The organism is Brucella thiophenivorans (assembly GCF_002252445.1).
In the GTDB taxonomy this organism is placed as follows: Bacteria; Pseudomonadota; Alphaproteobacteria; order Rhizobiales; family Rhizobiaceae; genus Brucella; species Brucella thiophenivorans.
The window spans coordinates 35,904-52,179 of record NZ_NNRJ01000009.1 but is presented as its reverse complement, the minus strand read 5'-3'; the positions used below and the strand labels follow the sequence as shown (position 1 = coordinate 52,179).

Below are 16,276 nucleotides of genomic sequence, written 5' to 3'. Positions count from 1 at the left end.
ACGGTGCGGTTAAGGGGAGTTGGTCCATGCGTTGGCAAGGCCGTAGACAAAGCGATAATGTCGAAGACGTACGTGGACAACAAAGCGGAGGCGGGGGCTTTCGCGGCGGCGGCATGGGTGGTGGTCCGGGCTTTCGCATTATGCGAGGCGGCGGTATCTCCGGCATTCTCATTCTTGTCGTGATGTTTTTTGTACTACGCGCGTTTGGTATTGATCCGCTGCCGTTGCTTTTTGGTGATGGCAGCATTCAGTCAACCCAAACGAGCCAGCAGAGCAGCGGTGGCAAGGTTGCCAATGATGAGGCGACGCAATTTGCACGCACGATTCTGGCTGAAACCGAAGACACGTGGAGCGGTATTTTCCAATCGCGCGGACAGGCTTACGCACCGCCGACAATGGTTATTTTCTCGGATGGCGTGCGTTCTGCTTGCGGCATGGCCTCTTCGGCATCGGGTCCGTTCTACTGCCCCGGAGATCGCAAGCTTTATCTCGATTTGACGTTCTTCAACGAGCTTGCGACCAAGTTTGGTGCATCGGGTGACTTCGCTAATGCCTATGTGATCGCGCACGAGGTTGGGCATCATGTGCAGAACTTGCTCGGCATTCTGCCGCGTTTCAATCAGATGCGTCAGCAAATGAACGAGGCGCAGGCCAATCAAATGTCAGTGCGCGTCGAATTGCAGGCGGATTGCTTTGCAGGTGTCTGGGGTTATTACACTGATCAGAAAGGTATTCTGGAAGCGGGCGACCTCGAAGAAGCGATTAATGCTGCGCATCAGATTGGTGACGATACGCTGCAAAAGCGCTCTCAGGGATATGTTGTGCCGGAAAGTTTCAACCACGGTACATCGGCGCAACGCGCAAAATGGTTCCAGCGCGGTTTTGATAGCGGGAAGATCGATTCCTGTGATACATTTAGTGGCGATATTTGATCGCTGAGATGACTATGAATAAAGAAAAAGCCGGGATCAAATCCCGGCTTTCGTTTTTAGTTCATAGCTGATTTCAAGCAGCTTCTTCGCGTTCAGGCAGGAGCGCTTCGCCCTTCTTCTCACGGATCAGATTGATGAAGCGGCGGAACAGATAGTGGCTGTCCTGTGGGCCGGGCGAAGCTTCAGGGTGATGCTGCACGGAGAAGACCGGCTTACCGATAACGCGCAGGCCGCAATTGGTGCCGTCAAACAGCGAAACATGTGTTTCTTCGACATGATCCGGCAGGCTGTCGGAATCAACCGCAAAGCCGTGGTTCATTGATACGATTTCAACTTTGCCGGTGGTGTAATCTTTGACCGGATGGTTTGCACCATGATGGCCCTGATGCATCTTTTCGGTCTTGGCACCAAGCGCCAATGCCAGCATCTGGTGGCCGAGGCAAATACCGAAAACCGGTAGTTCACTATCAACAAGCTTCTGAATGGTTGGCACAGCGTACTCGCCAGTTGCAGCCGGATCGCCAGGGCCGTTCGATAGGAAAATTCCGTCTGGATTATAAGCCAGCACGTCTTCTGCGGTCGCCGTTGCAGGCAGCACGGTCACTTTCGCGCCAAGGCCCGAGAGCAGACGCAGAATATTGCGCTTCACGCCGAAGTCGAGCGCAACCACATGATATGGGGCGTCGCCCTGCTCGCCGTAGCCTTCACCGAGCGCCCATGGAGTTTGATCCCAAGTTTGGCTCTGACCGATGGTAACATCTTTTGCGAGGTCGAGGTTTTCAAGGCCGCACCAGCTGGCGGCGCGTGCCTTGAGTGCATCGATGTCGAAATTGCCTTCCGGGTCATGCGCGATGACGGCGTTCTGTGCGCCGCGCTCACGGATAAGAGCGGTCAGCGCACGGGTGTCGATGCCGGTCAGTGCGATGACGCCGCGGCTTTTCAACCAAGCGTCGAGGTGTTCAGAGGCGCGGAAATTGGATGGCGTGGTAATGTCTGCCTTGAAGATCGCACCGACTGCGCCGTGGCGATTGGCGGGTGTCAGGTCTTCGATGTCTTCAGCGTTTGCGCCGACATTGCCGATATGCGGGAACGTGAAAGTGACGATCTGGCCTGCATAGGAAGGGTCGGTCAGGATTTCTTCATAGCCGGTAAGGGCGGTGTTGAAGACGACTTCCGCTTCAATCGCGCCGGTTGCGCCAACGCCCTGACCTTCAATAACGGTGCCGTCCGCCAGCACCAGAACGGCGGTTCGCTTGGCAATTGTCCAGGGTGCTGTCTTCGATGGGGATTTGGTCATGGCGTGCACTCCTGCGTGGTTTCGCGCTGCCGTCCGGCGCGCGTTTTTGGTTTATCAGTCATGCGGCATGTGTCCATGTTTAAGCCGCTCAAGGCTGAGCAACTTGAAAACCGGTGTTTTCGGGGCCATATATGCGCCAAAAAGCAGCGGGGATTAAACTTCCCGCCGTGAGCACATACCGATGTCCTGCTAAGCTTTGAGGAATAGAGAAACTTGCACTCCGGGTCAATTGCCTGATTGCAAGCTTTTCATGAAATGTCGGATTTGGGCGTGTGATTGCTTATGCCCCCGCTTTTAGAATAGAAGCGGGTTTAATTGAACAGTTTACAGATTTTAGGAGAAACATATGCTGCGCCAAGAGATTTCTGATGCAATGACCGCCGCTATGAAGGCGCAGGATAAGCTTCGCTTGTCCACACTGCGTCTGATCATGGCAGCGGTCAAGGATCGCGATATTGCCAATCGCGGTGCGGGAAAAGACCCCGTTGGCGATGAAGAACTGCTTGGCATTCTTGGCAAGATGGTCAAGCAGCGCGAAGAATCCGCACGCATTTATGAAGAAGGCAATCGCATCGAATTGGCTGAAGGCGAGCGTGCGGAAATCCTCATTCTCAATGATTTTCTGCCAGCGCAGATGAGTGAAGACGAGATCAAGAAAGCCTGCGCAGATGTGATCGCCGATATTGGCGCTCAGGGCTTGCGCGATATGGGCAAGGTCATGGCCGCTCTTAAAGAGCGCTATGCTGGCCAGATGGATTTCACCAAGGCCAGCGCTTTGGTGAAAACACTGCTGCAATAAAACGCTGAGAACTGCGCATCCGAGGTATGCTCCGCAATAGAAACCCCGAATGCCAGCAGATAGCGATCCCTGCTTGCATTCGGATTTTAGAAGTCTTGCGCGTTTTATATTGCTGAAAGTATCATCTTGAAGCATTCTGATCATTCACCCGTCAGGAATTTTGCGACGCAAAAATAAACCCACATCGGATGAACGACCATGGAAACTATGCAACTGCATCGCGGCAGGCTTATTGACCATATTCAGCTTGTCGTCCGCGACCTTAAGGCCAGTCAGGATTTCTATACGGCTGTTCTGGCCGTACTGGATATTCCTATCAATGTGACATCTGACGGCTATTTCTGGGCCGACGAACTTGTTGTGTCGTCGGCGGATAGTCCAGCCGCACTCGGTGTATTGACGGGCCGGCACCATCTGGCCTTTCAGGCAAAAGATCGCGCGACAGTTGACACGTTTTACCGCGCCGCACTGGACAATGGCGGTCAGGATAATGGTGCTCCCGGCGAGCGTCCTTATCACCCCGATTATTATGCGGCTTTCGTGCTCGATCCCGATGGCAATAACATTGAGGCGGTTTACCATGGTGCAGCACAGCGCAGCGCACCTTCAGTGGTGATCGATTTTTAGCGTCACGTCGTTATTCGGTAGATGACATGTTCTTTTATGCGTTCAGAAAGACCCGTAGCCTTTCTGAACGTTTTCTATGAACCTTGCTTGATCGTTTTCAGGCGTGTTGTACCGAGCAGACCCTGTTCTTCAAGAACTGGGTAAGCCATTGATGCCAGCAGCGAATTAATCTGCTTGAGATCGCGAATGGTATCGAGATGGATGGTGCTTGTTTCGATGCTGCGGGTTGAACCATCGCGAAGGCGCGAGAAGTGGCGCATGCTTGTCTGCTTTTCCAGATCGCGCAGATTGTCTTTCTCCTGCACAAGCTGACGCGCCGTGTGGCCATCCCGCGAGACAATCACGTTAAAGGCCATATGCGCATTGGCGAGCACCATGGCATGGAAGTGGCTTAGCTCTTTCCAGCCTTCCTCGGTAAATTCGAGATTGTGATCCATCTTTTTCTGAACATGCGCGAGCATGTTGCGCACGATGATGTCGCCAACCTGTTCGAGCTTTACACAAGCGCCCATCAGCTCCTGCATACGCAGCGCTTCATATTCATCAAGATCCTTGCTTGCAACCTTGGTAAGGTAAAGCTTGATGGCTGCGTGTTTTTTATCAACCCGGTCATCCAAAGCCGCGAGTTCATTGATGCGTGCCTGATCGGGTTTTTCGTACAGGTCGATAATGCGTCGCAGCATGACCTCAATTGTGTCACAGACGCCCACCACTTCGCGCGTTGCATTGGCAAGTGCCTGCGAGGGCCGATCAAGAACTGTCGTATCAAGCGCACTATATTCCTCGATCTCAAGCGGTTGAGAGGGTGCGTTTTTGTCGGCATTGAGATGCACCAGTGCTTCCGTTGCGCGTAGAACCAATCCTGAAAGAGGAATGCCTGCGACCATGACAATGACATTGAACATAATATGCGCGTTGACCACTTGCGAAACCGGATCGCCACCGAGGAAAGCAATCGATGGCTTGAAGGTTTCAAACAGGATGAGGATCACCAAGGAGCCCGCTCCACGCATCAAAAGATTGCCAAGCGGTACAACGCGCGTTTCAGGTGGCGCATTGCGGGTCAGGATAGGTGCAATAATCGAAGAGCCGAGATTGACGCCAAGCACCATAACCACGGCCAGTTCAGGAGTGATCAGTCCGCGTGATGCAAATGTGGTCAGCAGAATGACGGCTGCGATGCTTGAATGAAACAGCCACGTCATAAGCGCTGCCAGCAGATAGGCAGTCACTGGATCACCGGAAAGGTAATCGACTATGACGGGCAGAAGTTCGCTTTGACGTAGTGGTTCGGTTGCATGACCTGTCATTTCCAATGACATGATGAGCAGGCCGATACCGACGAGAATACGCCCGATCTGCCGCCAGTCACGGCGTTCTGTCGTCATGAAAATGACGGTGCCCGATACAAGGCAGAGCGGCACCAGAAGTGTGAGATCGTAGCTCAGGATCTTGACGACAAGCGCCGAACCAAGCTCGCCACCGCGCACCGCCATCAGGCCTGCGACGCCACTAACAATGCCTGATCCGACGAAAGAGCCGACCAGCAGTGTGACTGCTGTCGAGCTTTGCAGTGCGATTGCAAGCGCAAGACCAAAGGCAATTGAAAGCAGCGGGTTTTGCATCTGGTTGCGCAAACGACGGCGCAAGCGATCACCATAGGCCCGCTCCACACCTGTTCGCACCATGCGTGTGGCCCACAGCAGGAGGGCAACAGCACCGGCAAGATGCAAAAGGACAAGAGAACCGTTCACGGGAACTCCTTTCAGGTTGGAGGCGGGGGAACAAATATTTCAGTTAAGTCTACGCAACAAAAAGAGAAAAAATATGTTCCGGCTAATCATATCAGTTAAAGAATATGGGCCTGAATGCCTTCAAAATCAAGCCTAGCGGCGCTCACGTGAAGGATATGTGACAGTTTTGTGACAAAACGGTTTGCCGTACTGGTTGTTCGCAGCTTGTGATTAACGGGGAGGGTTTTGCCAGGGTGATGGACTGCATCTGCGCGCAAGCCTATATAGGCTATAGACTATACAGCTTGCTGACCTGAAAGAAACAATCTCAATGCGTTTTCCGCCTTCATTCCTTGATGAGATAAGAGATCGGGTGCCGATTTCGACGCTGATCGGAACGCGCGTCTCGTTTGATCGCAAGAAGAGTAATCCACCCAAGGGCGACTTCTGGGGCTGCTGCCCATTTCATGGCGAGAAGACGCCGAGCTTTCACTGTGAAGACCGCAAGGGGCGTTACCATTGCTTCGGTTGCGGCGTGACCGGTGATCATTTCAAATTTCTGACCGAGCTTGAGGGTGCTAGTTTTCCGGAAGCTGTCGAACGCGTTGCAGATATGGCAGGCGTTCCGATGCCTGAGCGTGATCCAGAAATGGAAAAGCGCGAGGCACAACGCGCAACGCTTTATGAAGTGATGGAGCTTGCAGCACAGTTTTTTGAGAGCCAGTTGCAAAGTGCATCGGGTGCGAAAGCGCGTGCCTATTTGCGTGATCGCGGGCTTTCCAGTGCAACGCAGCAAACATTCCGGATTGGCTATGCACCGGAGTCACGCAATGCTCTCAAAGAGTTTTTGGCCTCCAAGGGGGTGGCGAAAGATCAGATCGAGGCTTGCGGTCTTGTTGTCCATGGCGAAGGTATTGCCGTATCCTATGATCGTTTTCGTGACCGTATCATGTTCCCGATTGAGGATTTGCGTGGGCGGATCATCGCTTTTGGTGGTCGCGCGCTTTCCGCTGATGCGCCTGCAAAATATCTGAATTCGCCCGAGACCGAACTCTTTCATAAAGGCCGCATTCTCTACAACGGTTTGCGTGCACGAAAAGCTTGTCAGCCACAGGGCGGTGAAGAAGCAAAGCCCATCATTGCCGTTGAAGGCTATATGGATGTGATTGCGCTGGCACAGGCTGGGATTCATCAGGCCGTAGCGCCACTTGGCACAGCTTTGACCGAAGAGCAGCTTGAATTGCTCTGGCGTATCAGCCCTGAGCCAATCCTGTGCTTTGATGGTGATGGCGCTGGCGTGCGTGCAGCGCATCGTGCTGCTGATCTTGGGTTGCCCAGTTTGCAGCCGGGCAAATCGCTGCGTTTTGCAATGCTTCCGGAGGGGCAGGACCCCGACGATCTGGTCAAGGCAGAAGGTCCATCGGCTTTTTATGCAGTCTTGCGCGATGCCAAGCCGCTTGTCGATATGGTCTGGACGCGCGAAACCGCAAGCGGTGTGTTCGATACGCCCGAACGACGTGCCGAACTTGAAGCTCGGTTGCGCGAAATCACCAGCCGCATTGCCAATGAAGATATTCGCCGTCACTACAGTCAGGAAATGCGTGAGCGTGCGCAGGCTTTCTTTGGGCAGGGAAGGCAAAATGGCCAGCGCGGCAACGGTAATTTCAATCGCGGCAAGGGCAATAATCCCCGTGGGCAGCAAGGCGGAAGAGGCGGCGCAGCCTTTGGAGGACGCCTTGCTTTCTCAGACAGCCTGACACGGTCCAACGTGGTGAAGGGGCGCAATGCACCTTTGCGCGAAACGGCGATTGTGCTGATGCTGCTTAATCATCCGCGCTTGATCGAAGAAGATTTCGAGGCAATGGCAGCGCTTGATTTTGAGCATGAGGCTTTGAAGGTTCTGCATTTTGCAATGCTTGACGTTCTTGCGTCAGGTCATGTGGATGATGGTTTTGCAATGCGCAAGGCGCTGGTCGCAGCCGGTCATGTTGAACTGATCGAAATGCTTGAGGCAACGGTGCGTCGGACCCGCGAATGGACAGCCACAGCGCAGGCTGCGGAGGATGATGTGCGTGAAGCGTTAAAACAGGCGCTTCACTTGCATCAGCGCGCGCGCACCCTACATAGGGAGTTGCGTGCTGTTGAGGCATCGCTTGATAGTGATGAAACGGGTGAAGTCTTTGCCCGCCTCATTGATATTCAAAAGCAGATTGCTCAGGCCGAAGCCACGGAAGCGCTTATTGATGGTTTTGGATTGTCTTCTGGTCGTAGTGCCGGTTCGTCCTAATTCATAGCCGAATCACTTCAAGATAACGCGCCGGTGAAATCGCTGATTTGCGGGAATCAGGCGTGACTTGAGGGCCTGAGAATGCGCCGCGACAATAAATGATTCGCTTTTTAGACCCGAATCAGGTGAGTCGCTTTTGACGTGCGGCACAAATGACGGAATCACGACAGTTCAGACAAGGAATAAAGAACTGATATTGCAGACGTTACCTGGATGAGTTCCTGAATTCCACCTTGATGGGCAATGATTACAGACCGGGCAGGGCCTTTATGGCGACCATTGATACCGGATCTACCCACAGGAATTTGGAGACAGCAGGATCCGTTAATGAAGGCAGGGTTAATCCGGCATTAACGTGAAATCAGCTATTCGCAGAATCAACAGTTAAACGGCGCTCTCGCAAAACCGTTTGACCACTCTATATATCTTAGACGCGACCGGTGTCGCCTGGAGACGAGCAATATGGCAACGAAGGCTAAGGAAAACGAAGAAGCCGAAGTCGAGCGCGAAGGTGCGACCGACGGGCCGCTTCTCGACCTTTCTGACGATGCTGTCAAGAAGATGATCAAGCTTGCGAAGAAGCGCGGCTACGTCACAATGGACGAGCTGAATGCTGTGCTTCCTTCCGAAGAAGTGACATCTGAGCAGATCGAAGACACGATGGCTATGCTGTCGGATATGGGCATCAACGTTGTTGAAGACGATGAGCAGGAAACTGATCGCGACGACAACAACAGTGATGATGAGCAGGAAGAAGGCGGCGATCTGGTTGAGGCAACTGGCACTGCCGTAGCTGCCACCACAACCAAGAAAGAGCCAACGGACCGGACCGACGATCCTGTGCGCATGTATCTGCGCGAAATGGGTACGGTCGAGCTTCTGTCGCGCGAAGGCGAAATCGCCATTGCCAAGCGTATTGAAGCGGGTCGCGAAACGATGATTGCCGGGCTTTGCGAAAGCCCACTGACATTTCAGGCTATCATTATCTGGCGCGAACAGCTGAATGAATCCAACATTCTGCTGCGCGAAATTATTGATCTCGAAACCACTTATGCCGGCCCTGAAGCCAAGCAAGCGCCTATCGTTGAGCGCGTGGAAGAAGAGAAGCCACGTGATGATAAGGGTCCACGCCGCTCGCGTGATGACGACGACATTACCAATGTCGGCGGCGACATGCCTGCGGAAGAGGAAGAAGACGACGAGGACGAAGCCAACCTGTCGCTGGCGGCCATGGAAGCCGAGCTACGCCCACAGGTTATGGAAACGCTCGATCTGATCGCTGATACCTATCGCAAGCTGCGCAAGTTGCAGGACCAGCAGGTCGAAAGCCGCTTGGCCGCTGCCGCTGATCTGTCTTCGAGCCAGGAACGCCGCTACAAGGAACTGAAAGATCAGCTGATTAAGGCGGTTAAGTCGCTTTCGCTGAACCAGAACCGTATTGAGCAGCTGGTTGAACAGCTTTACGACATTAACAAGCGTCTCGTTCAGAACGAAGGCAAGCTTCTTCGCTTGGCGGAATCCTTTGGCGTGCGTCGTGAAGATTTCCTGAAAGAATATCAGGGTCACGAACTTGATCCAAACTGGGTTGAGCGCGTCAGCACTTTGACAGCGCGCGGCTGGAAAGATTTCGCAGCCAAAGAAGAACGGGCGATTGATCGACTCCGTTCGGAAATTCAGATGCTTGCTACTGAAACTGCGATTTCGATCGGTGAATTCCGCCGTATCGTTAATCAGGTTCAGAAGGGCGAACGCGAAGCAACCATTGCCAAGAAGGAAATGGTGGAAGCCAACCTTCGTCTCGTTATCTCGATTGCCAAGAAGTATACCAACCGTGGCCTTCAGTTCCTCGATCTCATTCAAGAGGGCAATATTGGTCTGATGAAGGCGGTTGATAAGTTCGAATATCGCCGTGGTTACAAGTTCTCGACCTATGCGACATGGTGGATTCGTCAGGCAATCACCCGTTCGATTGCGGATCAGGCACGCACCATTCGTATTCCGGTGCATATGATCGAAACGATCAATAAGATCGTTCGTACATCGCGCCAGATGCTGCATGAAATTGGTCGTGAGCCAACGCCGGAAGAACTGGCTGAAAAGCTGGCCATGCCGCTTGAAAAAGTGCGCAAGGTTCTCAAAATTGCGAAAGAGCCGATCTCGCTTGAAACGCCTGTCGGTGATGAAGAAGATTCACACCTTGGCGATTTCATCGAAGACAAGAATGCACTGCTGCCAATCGATGCCGCTATCCAGGCAAACCTTCGCGATACGACGACGCGTGTTCTCGCATCGCTGACTCCGCGTGAAGAACGCGTGCTGCGTATGCGCTTTGGTATCGGCATGAACACTGACCATACGCTTGAAGAAGTTGGTCAGCAGTTCTCCGTAACGCGTGAACGTATCCGCCAGATCGAAGCGAAAGCATTGCGCAAGCTCAAGCATCCGAGCCGTTCGCGCAAGCTGCGTTCGTTCCTCGACAGCTAAAAATATATAGCCCGATGCCGGATATGGTTTCGGGCGAATTTTATGAGAGCGCATCCCGAAAAGTGTGAAACGGTTTTCGGGATGCGCTTCAAAACAAAGATATAGAGCGTCGTTCTTATTGAATCAGATCGAAGTGCGCTCTAAAGAGAGGGAGCGTTATGTCTTTTTTGAAACGCCTTTTCGGCGGCAGCTCAGCAGAAGAAACCCCAGTAGCACCAAAAGAAGCCGGACGCCTTGAGCATAAAGATTTCCTGATTATTGCAACACCTTATAGTGAAGGTGGTCAATATCAGGTTTGTGGTGTGATCTCGAAGACCATAGGTGGTGAACTGAAAGAGCACCGTTTTGTGCGTGCAGATCGTTGCCCGGGCATTGAAGACGCAGCCAGCATTTCGCTCAATAAAGGTCGTCAGATCGTTGATGAGCAAGGCGAAGCGATTTTCCGCTAGATACCTACAATCGAATTGAAAAAGCCGCGTATGAATAATACGCGGCTTTTTTTAATGCAGATGGCAGACGAAACCGACCATCCTTCGAACCATTGGCAATATGGCCAGAAGGACTGGGAAAGCAATTGCCCATGACAGCGCCCACGAGGTCATCCAGTTATAAGCGAGATCGGGATGGGTGAAGCCGAGGCTTTTTGCTGTTGCGATCAGCGAGACAACAAATGTCATCATAATTGAGAGAATAAGAGGCATCACAATAGATGCATAGCGCGCTGGCAGTTTTCTGCGGCGTGAACCGTTAAACTGAGACATGTGTATTCCTGAATATTAGGCGGGGAACGCGCAACCAAACATCAAAGCAAATCGCCGTTCCCGGCTGAATTGATGCGTTGCTTAACGTAAGACGCTTACGATCATAAGGATGATGAACATTCTCTAACGTAGCATCACGTTTGTTTCAATAGGGAAGGGCGGCGATTTGCCCATGCCATTTGCTTACTAATTGCATAGGCTCTTATTTTTACGCGTTATGCGACTCAAAACCGCTACGCACTTTTGCTGCAAATACTCTATATGCACCCGCATGGATAAAAAACCTTTCTGGCAGACCAAATCTCTTGAAGAACTCAACCGGCAGGAATGGGAAAGCCTGTGCGATGGGTGCGGTCAATGCTGCCTGCATAAGTTGCTGGACGATGATACCGAGGAAGTCTATTGGACAACGGTGGCCTGCACGCTGCTGGATGCAGAGAGCTGCAAGTGCAGCGACTACCCAAACCGCCGCAAGACAGTTCCTGATTGCGTGTTTCTGACGCCTGAGATCGTCTATGAGGTCAACTGGCTACCCGCCACCTGTGCTTATCGGCTGGTTGCAGAGGGGGCTGATCTCTATTGGTGGCACCCGCTGGTTTCGGGGTCACCGGATACGATCTATGAGGCAGGGGTTTCCATTCGGGGTAAAGTAACTGCTTTTGATCATGAGTTGGCAGACGAAGAGGAATATATCCAGCATATGGTTCCGCTGGATTAAAAACACTTCCATTAATTAAGTTTAATGTTGTACTCGTGCTTCGAGCAATTAACAGTTGAAGCTCGCTAAGTTACTGAAAAGACAGTAAATTTAATTTTGGAATCTTCAAATTATCCTTATTTCTTTACCAAACTGAACGCCATGTGAATACACGGCGAGGTTTGTGTTCATCTTTCATCGAGTACTTGTTGGGTGTGTAAGGTGAGCATCGCCTGACAAAAATTTGAAAGGATTTCAAGATGTCTGCAATTTCGTTTAAGTCATTCGTTGTTACTGCTGCAATTGGTTTGGCCGCGGCTTTCAGTGCTGGCGCTTCCGCAAATGCCGCGTCCCCTTCGTCCGTGCCCGCAATGAGCACAGCGGCACATTCGTCAGTGATAAATATCGACTACCGGGGTAATCGCCATCCCGGACGTTCCTCTTATCGTGGCCCTGCATGTTCTGTTGAAAGTGCGAAGATGAAGGCACACCGCATGGGAATCCGCAACGCACGCGTTGCGTACCGCGGAAAATCAGTTCAGGTTCGCGGTATCCGTCATGGTCGTTCGACCGGCGTTGTTTTCGCCAATGTGCGCGGTTGCCCAATTATTCGCTGAACATAAGCCCTAAATCAATAAAAGCCAGCCCGACTATCAGGCTGGCTTTTTTGATGGAAAATTGAAGAGGAGGGCGCCCAGGCGTCCTATTATTATTCCTTTATTTCAAAAACGACATTCACAGAAACATCGTAGCTGTTCTCACCGGCTGCAACAGGAACTGAATCTTGCGGTGCTGCGGCCGCCATCATCTTCACCTGACGTGCGATAGGCATTGGCATGGGCGGGCGACTTTGTTCGCTGATTTCAATGACACGGCCCAGCCCAATACCAGCTGCATCAGCAAGCGTTTTTGCCTTTGCAATAGCATCTGCAACGGCACGCTTGCGTGCTTCGTTAATGGTGGCCGCCGGATTGTCATTTACGAAAGTCAAATCGCCGCCTTGGTTGACGCCGAGCGTAACCGATTCATCAAGAATACTGCCAACCTTTGACAAATCGCGCACGCGAACCGTAAGGCCGTTGGAAACGCTATATCCGCTGATTTTAGCTTCTTTCAGACCGTTCTTGTCGTCTGGGTAGACATAGCGGGGCTGAATGTTGATGCCACTTGTCTGGAGATCGCGCTCTTCGACGCCAGCTTTTTTCATAGCCTCCAGAACTTTAGTCATTGCTTCATTATTGGCGGTCATTGCTTCACGCGCTGTTTCTGCATCGCGGAGCACGGTGAGATTAAGAATAGCCATGTCCGGGGCGGCGGTCATCTTGCCTTCGCCCGAGACCGAAATGCGAGCATGATGTCTGGACATATGCTTCTCCTGCGCTGTCGCTGGCAGTGAAAATGCGCCTGCAAGCATGATTGCCGATAAAGAGGTGGCAAGAAGAGTAGTTGCGCGGTTATTCATAAAATCTCCTGTAGAGAAAGTTGATACAGCCGATGCAAGGCAGTCTCTGCAAGAAACCAATTCTGCCTTGCTGTTAGTACGGTTTCTAATTCGATTGAATAAGATGAGTACTATAACTATTTATTTTGCTGCGCATTTTGTCCGAAAAGCGCTTGAGGCTTTTTGGTCTACGCATTAATTAATTTAAGTTCCCCCTAAGAAAAATATGCCACTATCTGATGCGAAACGCTGCGCAATTGCAACCAAACGCTTCAAATTGGATAGGCTTTTGTCTTGAGTTGCATGAATGGCAATCGAATATGTGCGTATTAGGGCAAATCGTATAATTGACAGCTTGTGTCCCGCGTTTCTTTACGCTACGTGCAGTGTTGCGTGGGGCCTGTAGCTCAATTGGTTAGAGCCGGCGGCTCATAACCGCTTGGTTGGGGGTTCGAGTCCCTCCGGGCCCACCATTATTTATAAAATTCAAAGACTTAGGCCTAATAGGTTGTCACGGCGACGCCCAGGGAAAACCCGGATTATTTGAGTGGTTTTGACTATTCGATCGTGAATAGTATTCAAAGAATCAAGTTGGATATGACTCGGTCCACCACATTTCAGCTAAGGAATGATGTGAGAATTTCTATTTAATTTTTATATTTCTGTGTTCGGTTATGGAAGTTGCCAAACAAATCTCAGATCAGGTTTAAAGCAAAACGCAGAAGCGCGTTACCAACGTAAACCAAGTTCGTCTGAACCATTTGGATTGAAAATGCTTGAGCTCCTGGTATCGCGTGTTCGCAGCTTGATAGTCAGCATTTTCAGTGTGTTAAAAAATAACACCCAAACCAAAAACTGGCACTTGAGTTTTTAATAGAGAGCGTCTATCCACACCTACACGTTGGGGCGTAGCCAAGCGGTAAGGCACCGGTTTTTGGTACCGGCATCCCCTGGTTCGAATCCAGGCAACCTCCTCAAGGAATTAATAACTTGGTATTTCCATGAAGAGTTAAGTTTTGGGAGATAGCAAGGCGGTCGTGGTATAACAGACAGAGTGAGCTCACTTAGAAAGTTTCAACAGCTAAGATAACTGACTTTTTGCCTGACTTCGGCTTCGCTGCTGGTAGTAGGAAATATCCTGACGGTATGATCGCGCGAGAACCCATATTGGCTTTCGACGCGGTACACTTGCCCGTCATATCAAACTCAACCTCTTCAATACTGACTAGAAATCGCAGTTCACCTCGGTGGACTGAATGGGTATTTTGACAAAAATTAGGTTTGCTTTTTCGATGGACGCCAAAGAAACTCGGGTAAGAGGGGGTTCGTCGAGCGGTTTAGGCGTCAATAAAAACTGGAGAAATCGATCTCTGCGGCCACAGGGCAGTTTCTGATGCTGGTGTCGGAATTACCCATTAACTGGGCTGTTATAATTCTCGGCAACCATATTTATTCCTTGATCGGCAGCTTCTGGACGAGACCTACTTTATATATGATGGGCCATAACCAAGGCAAAATTCTCTGAGCAAGCGCCCGGACCTGTTCTGACAAACCGAGCCACCCGTCCAAGCTTAGTTCTTAAAAGTTCTTAGGCCGTGTGGACGATTATTTTTCGGGCGTGGCGTGAGACGGATTTTGTTTCTGAACAGGAGAACAGACCGCCAATGGAGTGGTTCTCCACAAAGGTTGTTCGACGCATTCAGAGAGAAAATCCACCACGTCCCGAAGGGATATGGTGAAAATAACCCAGCTTTGCGTCGCAGAACCTTGATGGAGAACCACTCCACCTTCGGCTTTGCTCCTAAACCTGTACTATTTTCATCCATAACACGCTCCAAAACATAATCGTCCAAACGGCCTAGAAGAGAATTTTGAGACTAAACATTGTTTGAAGCGCCTTCTCAAATTGCCGTCAAAATTTATAGGGTCTTCCACTGCCGTTCGCGGCTAGAGGCATAGATGGCTTCAATTATCCTTTGCACTTCATAGCCCTCGCGGAAATCTGCGTGTCCCGGAGTCTGGCCTATTATGCTCAGCAAAAAGTCGCGCAATTCTATGGTTTTCAGATCGTTGAAGCCGATCTGATGTCCGCCAGCCACGCAGAATTCGCCATAAGGTTTATGATCGGGACCAGCGAAAATCTTGCGGAAGCCCTGTTGGCCTTTTTTGTCGGAGAAAAGAAAAAGATCGAGTTCGTTAAAACGTTCTTGCGAGAAAAAGATTGATCCTTTTGAGCCGGAAATCTCAAATTCATGCTGCATCTTGCGGCCACTTGCCACCCAATTCGCTTCGAGTGTTCCTGTGGCACCATTTTCGAACGAGACAAAGGCATGGCAAATATCGTCGACCTCTACAGCTTTCATCTCAGATGGATCGGCTTGATCAGGGCGCGTAGTGATTGCGGTAATGCTTTTGCCCATCACTTCGGCGATCGGGCCAACCAGATAGCGTGCTGCGGCAATGATATGACTGCCAATGTCTGCAAGTGCACCGCCGCCACCTGCCGGATCAAGTCGCCATGTCCATGGAATGCGGTGATCGGCCATGAAGTCTTCGGCATGAATGCCGCGAAAATTTCTAATTTCCCCTATTTCACGGCTCTCGATGATGTCCTTTGCAAGTTTCATCATCGGGTTCTTCAGATAGTTGAAGCCGACAGCGGTTTCAACGCCCTTTCGTTCGGCAGCGAGCGTCATCTCAAGGCATTCGGCAGCGGTGGGGGCTAGTGGCTTTTCACAATAGACATGCTTTCCCGCGTCAATCGCGGCAAGCGCCATTTCCTTGTGAAAGCGGTTGGGTGTGGTGATATGGACAAGCTTGATTGAAGGGTTGTTAATTAGCTCGCGCCAGTTGTCTGTGGAGTGCGCAAAGCCAAACTGGAGCGCCGCGCGTTTGGCCACTGCTTCGTCCACATCGGCTAATGTGTGCAGTTCGACTGCTGTTGGCAGATTGAAAACCCGGGTTACGTTCGCAAGAGCCAAAGCATGGGTTTTGCCCATGAAGCCAGAACCTATAAGGCCTGCTACAACTGCCATTCTCTCCTCCCAGAGTAAAATTACGGACGTGTTTCAACTGTAGCTTATGTGATTGACATGAGCTAACAGAAATGGAATTATAATTCCACGAGAAATTTCTAATGAATGTTTCATTCCATTAAGCAGTAAAGGCCAGAGCGAAATTGCAGGGATAAAATGCGTGGAGGCAGCCCCGGAATGAGC

The 16,276-nt window shown here is 51.2% G+C and carries 13 protein-coding genes and 2 tRNA genes; 10 read left to right on the top strand and 5 right to left on the bottom strand.

Translation table 11 applies throughout. From position 1 onward, the window contains the following. Positions 1-26: 26 nt before the first annotated feature. The gene (gene ypfJ / locus CEV31_RS01860) at positions 27-932 is read left to right on the top strand and encodes a KPN_02809 family neutral zinc metallopeptidase (protein ID WP_094505205.1); all 906 of its coding nucleotides are present in this window, start codon (positions 27-29) and stop codon (positions 930-932) included. Positions 933-1,005: 73 nt separating this feature from the next. On the opposite strand, the gene carA is transcribed toward ypfJ, so the two are convergent. Beyond that, entirely contained in the window at positions 1,006-2,229 is a 1,224-nt protein-coding gene (carA, locus tag CEV31_RS01855) for a glutamine-hydrolyzing carbamoyl-phosphate synthase small subunit (protein ID WP_094505204.1), read from the bottom strand. 346 nt (positions 2,230-2,575) lie between these two features. Between carA and CEV31_RS01850 the strand changes: the two genes are divergently transcribed. Beyond that, positions 2,576-3,028 (top strand): GatB/YqeY domain-containing protein, encoded by a 453-nt coding sequence (locus CEV31_RS01850; RefSeq protein WP_094505203.1) that lies wholly within the window; start codon positions 2,576-2,578, stop codon positions 3,026-3,028. A 198-nt stretch (positions 3,029-3,226) separates the two neighbouring features. Continuing rightward, entirely contained in the window at positions 3,227-3,655 is a 429-nt protein-coding gene (locus tag CEV31_RS01845) for a VOC family protein (RefSeq protein WP_094505202.1), read from the top strand. Between the two features lie 74 nt (positions 3,656-3,729). Here the strand turns inward: CEV31_RS01845 and CEV31_RS01840 are convergent, their stop codons facing one another. Further along, positions 3,730-5,409: a Na/Pi cotransporter family protein gene (locus CEV31_RS01840; RefSeq protein ID WP_094505201.1), complete on the bottom strand. Its 1,680-nt coding sequence runs from the start codon at positions 5,407-5,409 to the stop codon at positions 3,730-3,732. A 310-nt stretch (positions 5,410-5,719) separates the two neighbouring features. Here CEV31_RS01840 and dnaG point away from each other — a divergent pair, with 310 nt between their 5' ends. The 3 genes from dnaG to CEV31_RS01825 all read left to right on the top strand — a co-directional run bounded on the left by dnaG (position 5,720) and on the right by CEV31_RS01825 (position 10,608). Continuing rightward, on the top strand, positions 5,720-7,675 hold the full coding sequence (gene dnaG, locus CEV31_RS01835; protein WP_094505200.1) for a DNA primase: 1,956 nt from the start codon (positions 5,720-5,722) through the stop codon (positions 7,673-7,675). 462 nt (positions 7,676-8,137) lie between these two features. Further along, a complete protein-coding gene (gene rpoD / locus CEV31_RS01830) occupies positions 8,138-10,159 on the top strand; it encodes an RNA polymerase sigma factor RpoD (RefSeq protein WP_094505199.1) in 2,022 nt (673 codons plus the stop codon). 158 nt (positions 10,160-10,317) lie between these two features. Continuing rightward, positions 10,318-10,608 carry an HlyU family transcriptional regulator gene (locus CEV31_RS01825; RefSeq protein WP_094505198.1) on the top strand — a complete coding sequence of 97 codons (291 nt, stop codon included), beginning with the start codon at positions 10,318-10,320 and terminating at the stop codon, positions 10,606-10,608. Between the two features lie 51 nt (positions 10,609-10,659). On the opposite strand, the gene CEV31_RS01820 is transcribed toward CEV31_RS01825, so the two are convergent. Continuing rightward, a complete protein-coding gene (locus CEV31_RS01820; RefSeq protein ID WP_094505197.1) occupies positions 10,660-10,920 on the bottom strand; it encodes a DUF2798 domain-containing protein in 261 nt (86 codons plus the stop codon). Between the two features lie 271 nt (positions 10,921-11,191). Here CEV31_RS01820 and CEV31_RS01815 point away from each other — a divergent pair, with 271 nt between their 5' ends. After that, complete coding sequence (locus CEV31_RS01815) at positions 11,192-11,638, top strand: YcgN family cysteine cluster protein (protein WP_094505196.1); 447 nt, start codon at positions 11,192-11,194, stop codon at positions 11,636-11,638. A gap of 239 nt (positions 11,639-11,877) precedes the next feature. After that, on the top strand, positions 11,878-12,234 hold the full coding sequence (locus CEV31_RS01810) for an antifreeze protein (RefSeq protein WP_094505195.1): 357 nt from the start codon (positions 11,878-11,880) through the stop codon (positions 12,232-12,234). A gap of 92 nt (positions 12,235-12,326) precedes the next feature. On the opposite strand, the gene CEV31_RS01805 is transcribed toward CEV31_RS01810, so the two are convergent. Continuing rightward, positions 12,327-13,079, bottom strand: coding sequence for an SIMPL domain-containing protein (locus CEV31_RS01805; RefSeq protein WP_094505194.1), 753 nt, complete (start codon positions 13,077-13,079; stop codon positions 12,327-12,329). Positions 13,080-13,454: 375 nt separating this feature from the next. On the opposite strand from CEV31_RS01805, the gene CEV31_RS01800 reads away from it, so the two are divergent. After that, a tRNA-Ile gene (locus CEV31_RS01800) sits at positions 13,455-13,531 on the top strand. A 430-nt stretch (positions 13,532-13,961) separates the two neighbouring features. After that, positions 13,962-14,033, top strand: a tRNA-Gln gene (locus CEV31_RS01795). A 944-nt stretch (positions 14,034-14,977) separates the two neighbouring features. On the opposite strand, the gene CEV31_RS01790 is transcribed toward CEV31_RS01795, so the two are convergent. Continuing rightward, entirely contained in the window at positions 14,978-16,093 is a 1,116-nt protein-coding gene (locus tag CEV31_RS01790; RefSeq protein WP_094505193.1) for a Gfo/Idh/MocA family protein, read from the bottom strand. Positions 16,094-16,276 lie beyond the last annotated feature (183 nt).

Coding starts and splice junctions, on each gene's coding strand:
- carA (WP_094505204.1), bottom strand. CDS start 2,229: ATGACCAAATCCCCATCGAAGACAGCACCCTGGACAATTGCCAAGCGA.
- CEV31_RS01810 (WP_094505195.1), top strand. CDS start 11,878: ATGTCTGCAATTTCGTTTAAGTCATTCGTTGTTACTGCTGCAATTGGT.
- ypfJ (WP_094505205.1), top strand. CDS start 27: ATGCGTTGGCAAGGCCGTAGACAAAGCGATAATGTCGAAGACGTACGT.
- CEV31_RS01850 (WP_094505203.1), top strand. CDS start 2,576: ATGCTGCGCCAAGAGATTTCTGATGCAATGACCGCCGCTATGAAGGCG.
- CEV31_RS01825 (WP_094505198.1), top strand. CDS start 10,318: ATGTCTTTTTTGAAACGCCTTTTCGGCGGCAGCTCAGCAGAAGAAACC.
- CEV31_RS01845 (WP_094505202.1), top strand. CDS start 3,227: ATGGAAACTATGCAACTGCATCGCGGCAGGCTTATTGACCATATTCAG.
- CEV31_RS01790 (WP_094505193.1), bottom strand. CDS start 16,093: ATGGCAGTTGTAGCAGGCCTTATAGGTTCTGGCTTCATGGGCAAAACC.
- CEV31_RS01820 (WP_094505197.1), bottom strand. CDS start 10,920: ATGTCTCAGTTTAACGGTTCACGCCGCAGAAAACTGCCAGCGCGCTAT.
- rpoD (WP_094505199.1), top strand. CDS start 8,138: ATGGCAACGAAGGCTAAGGAAAACGAAGAAGCCGAAGTCGAGCGCGAA.
- dnaG (WP_094505200.1), top strand. CDS start 5,720: ATGCGTTTTCCGCCTTCATTCCTTGATGAGATAAGAGATCGGGTGCCG.
- CEV31_RS01815 (WP_094505196.1), top strand. CDS start 11,192: ATGGATAAAAAACCTTTCTGGCAGACCAAATCTCTTGAAGAACTCAAC.
- CEV31_RS01805 (WP_094505194.1), bottom strand. CDS start 13,079: ATGAATAACCGCGCAACTACTCTTCTTGCCACCTCTTTATCGGCAATC.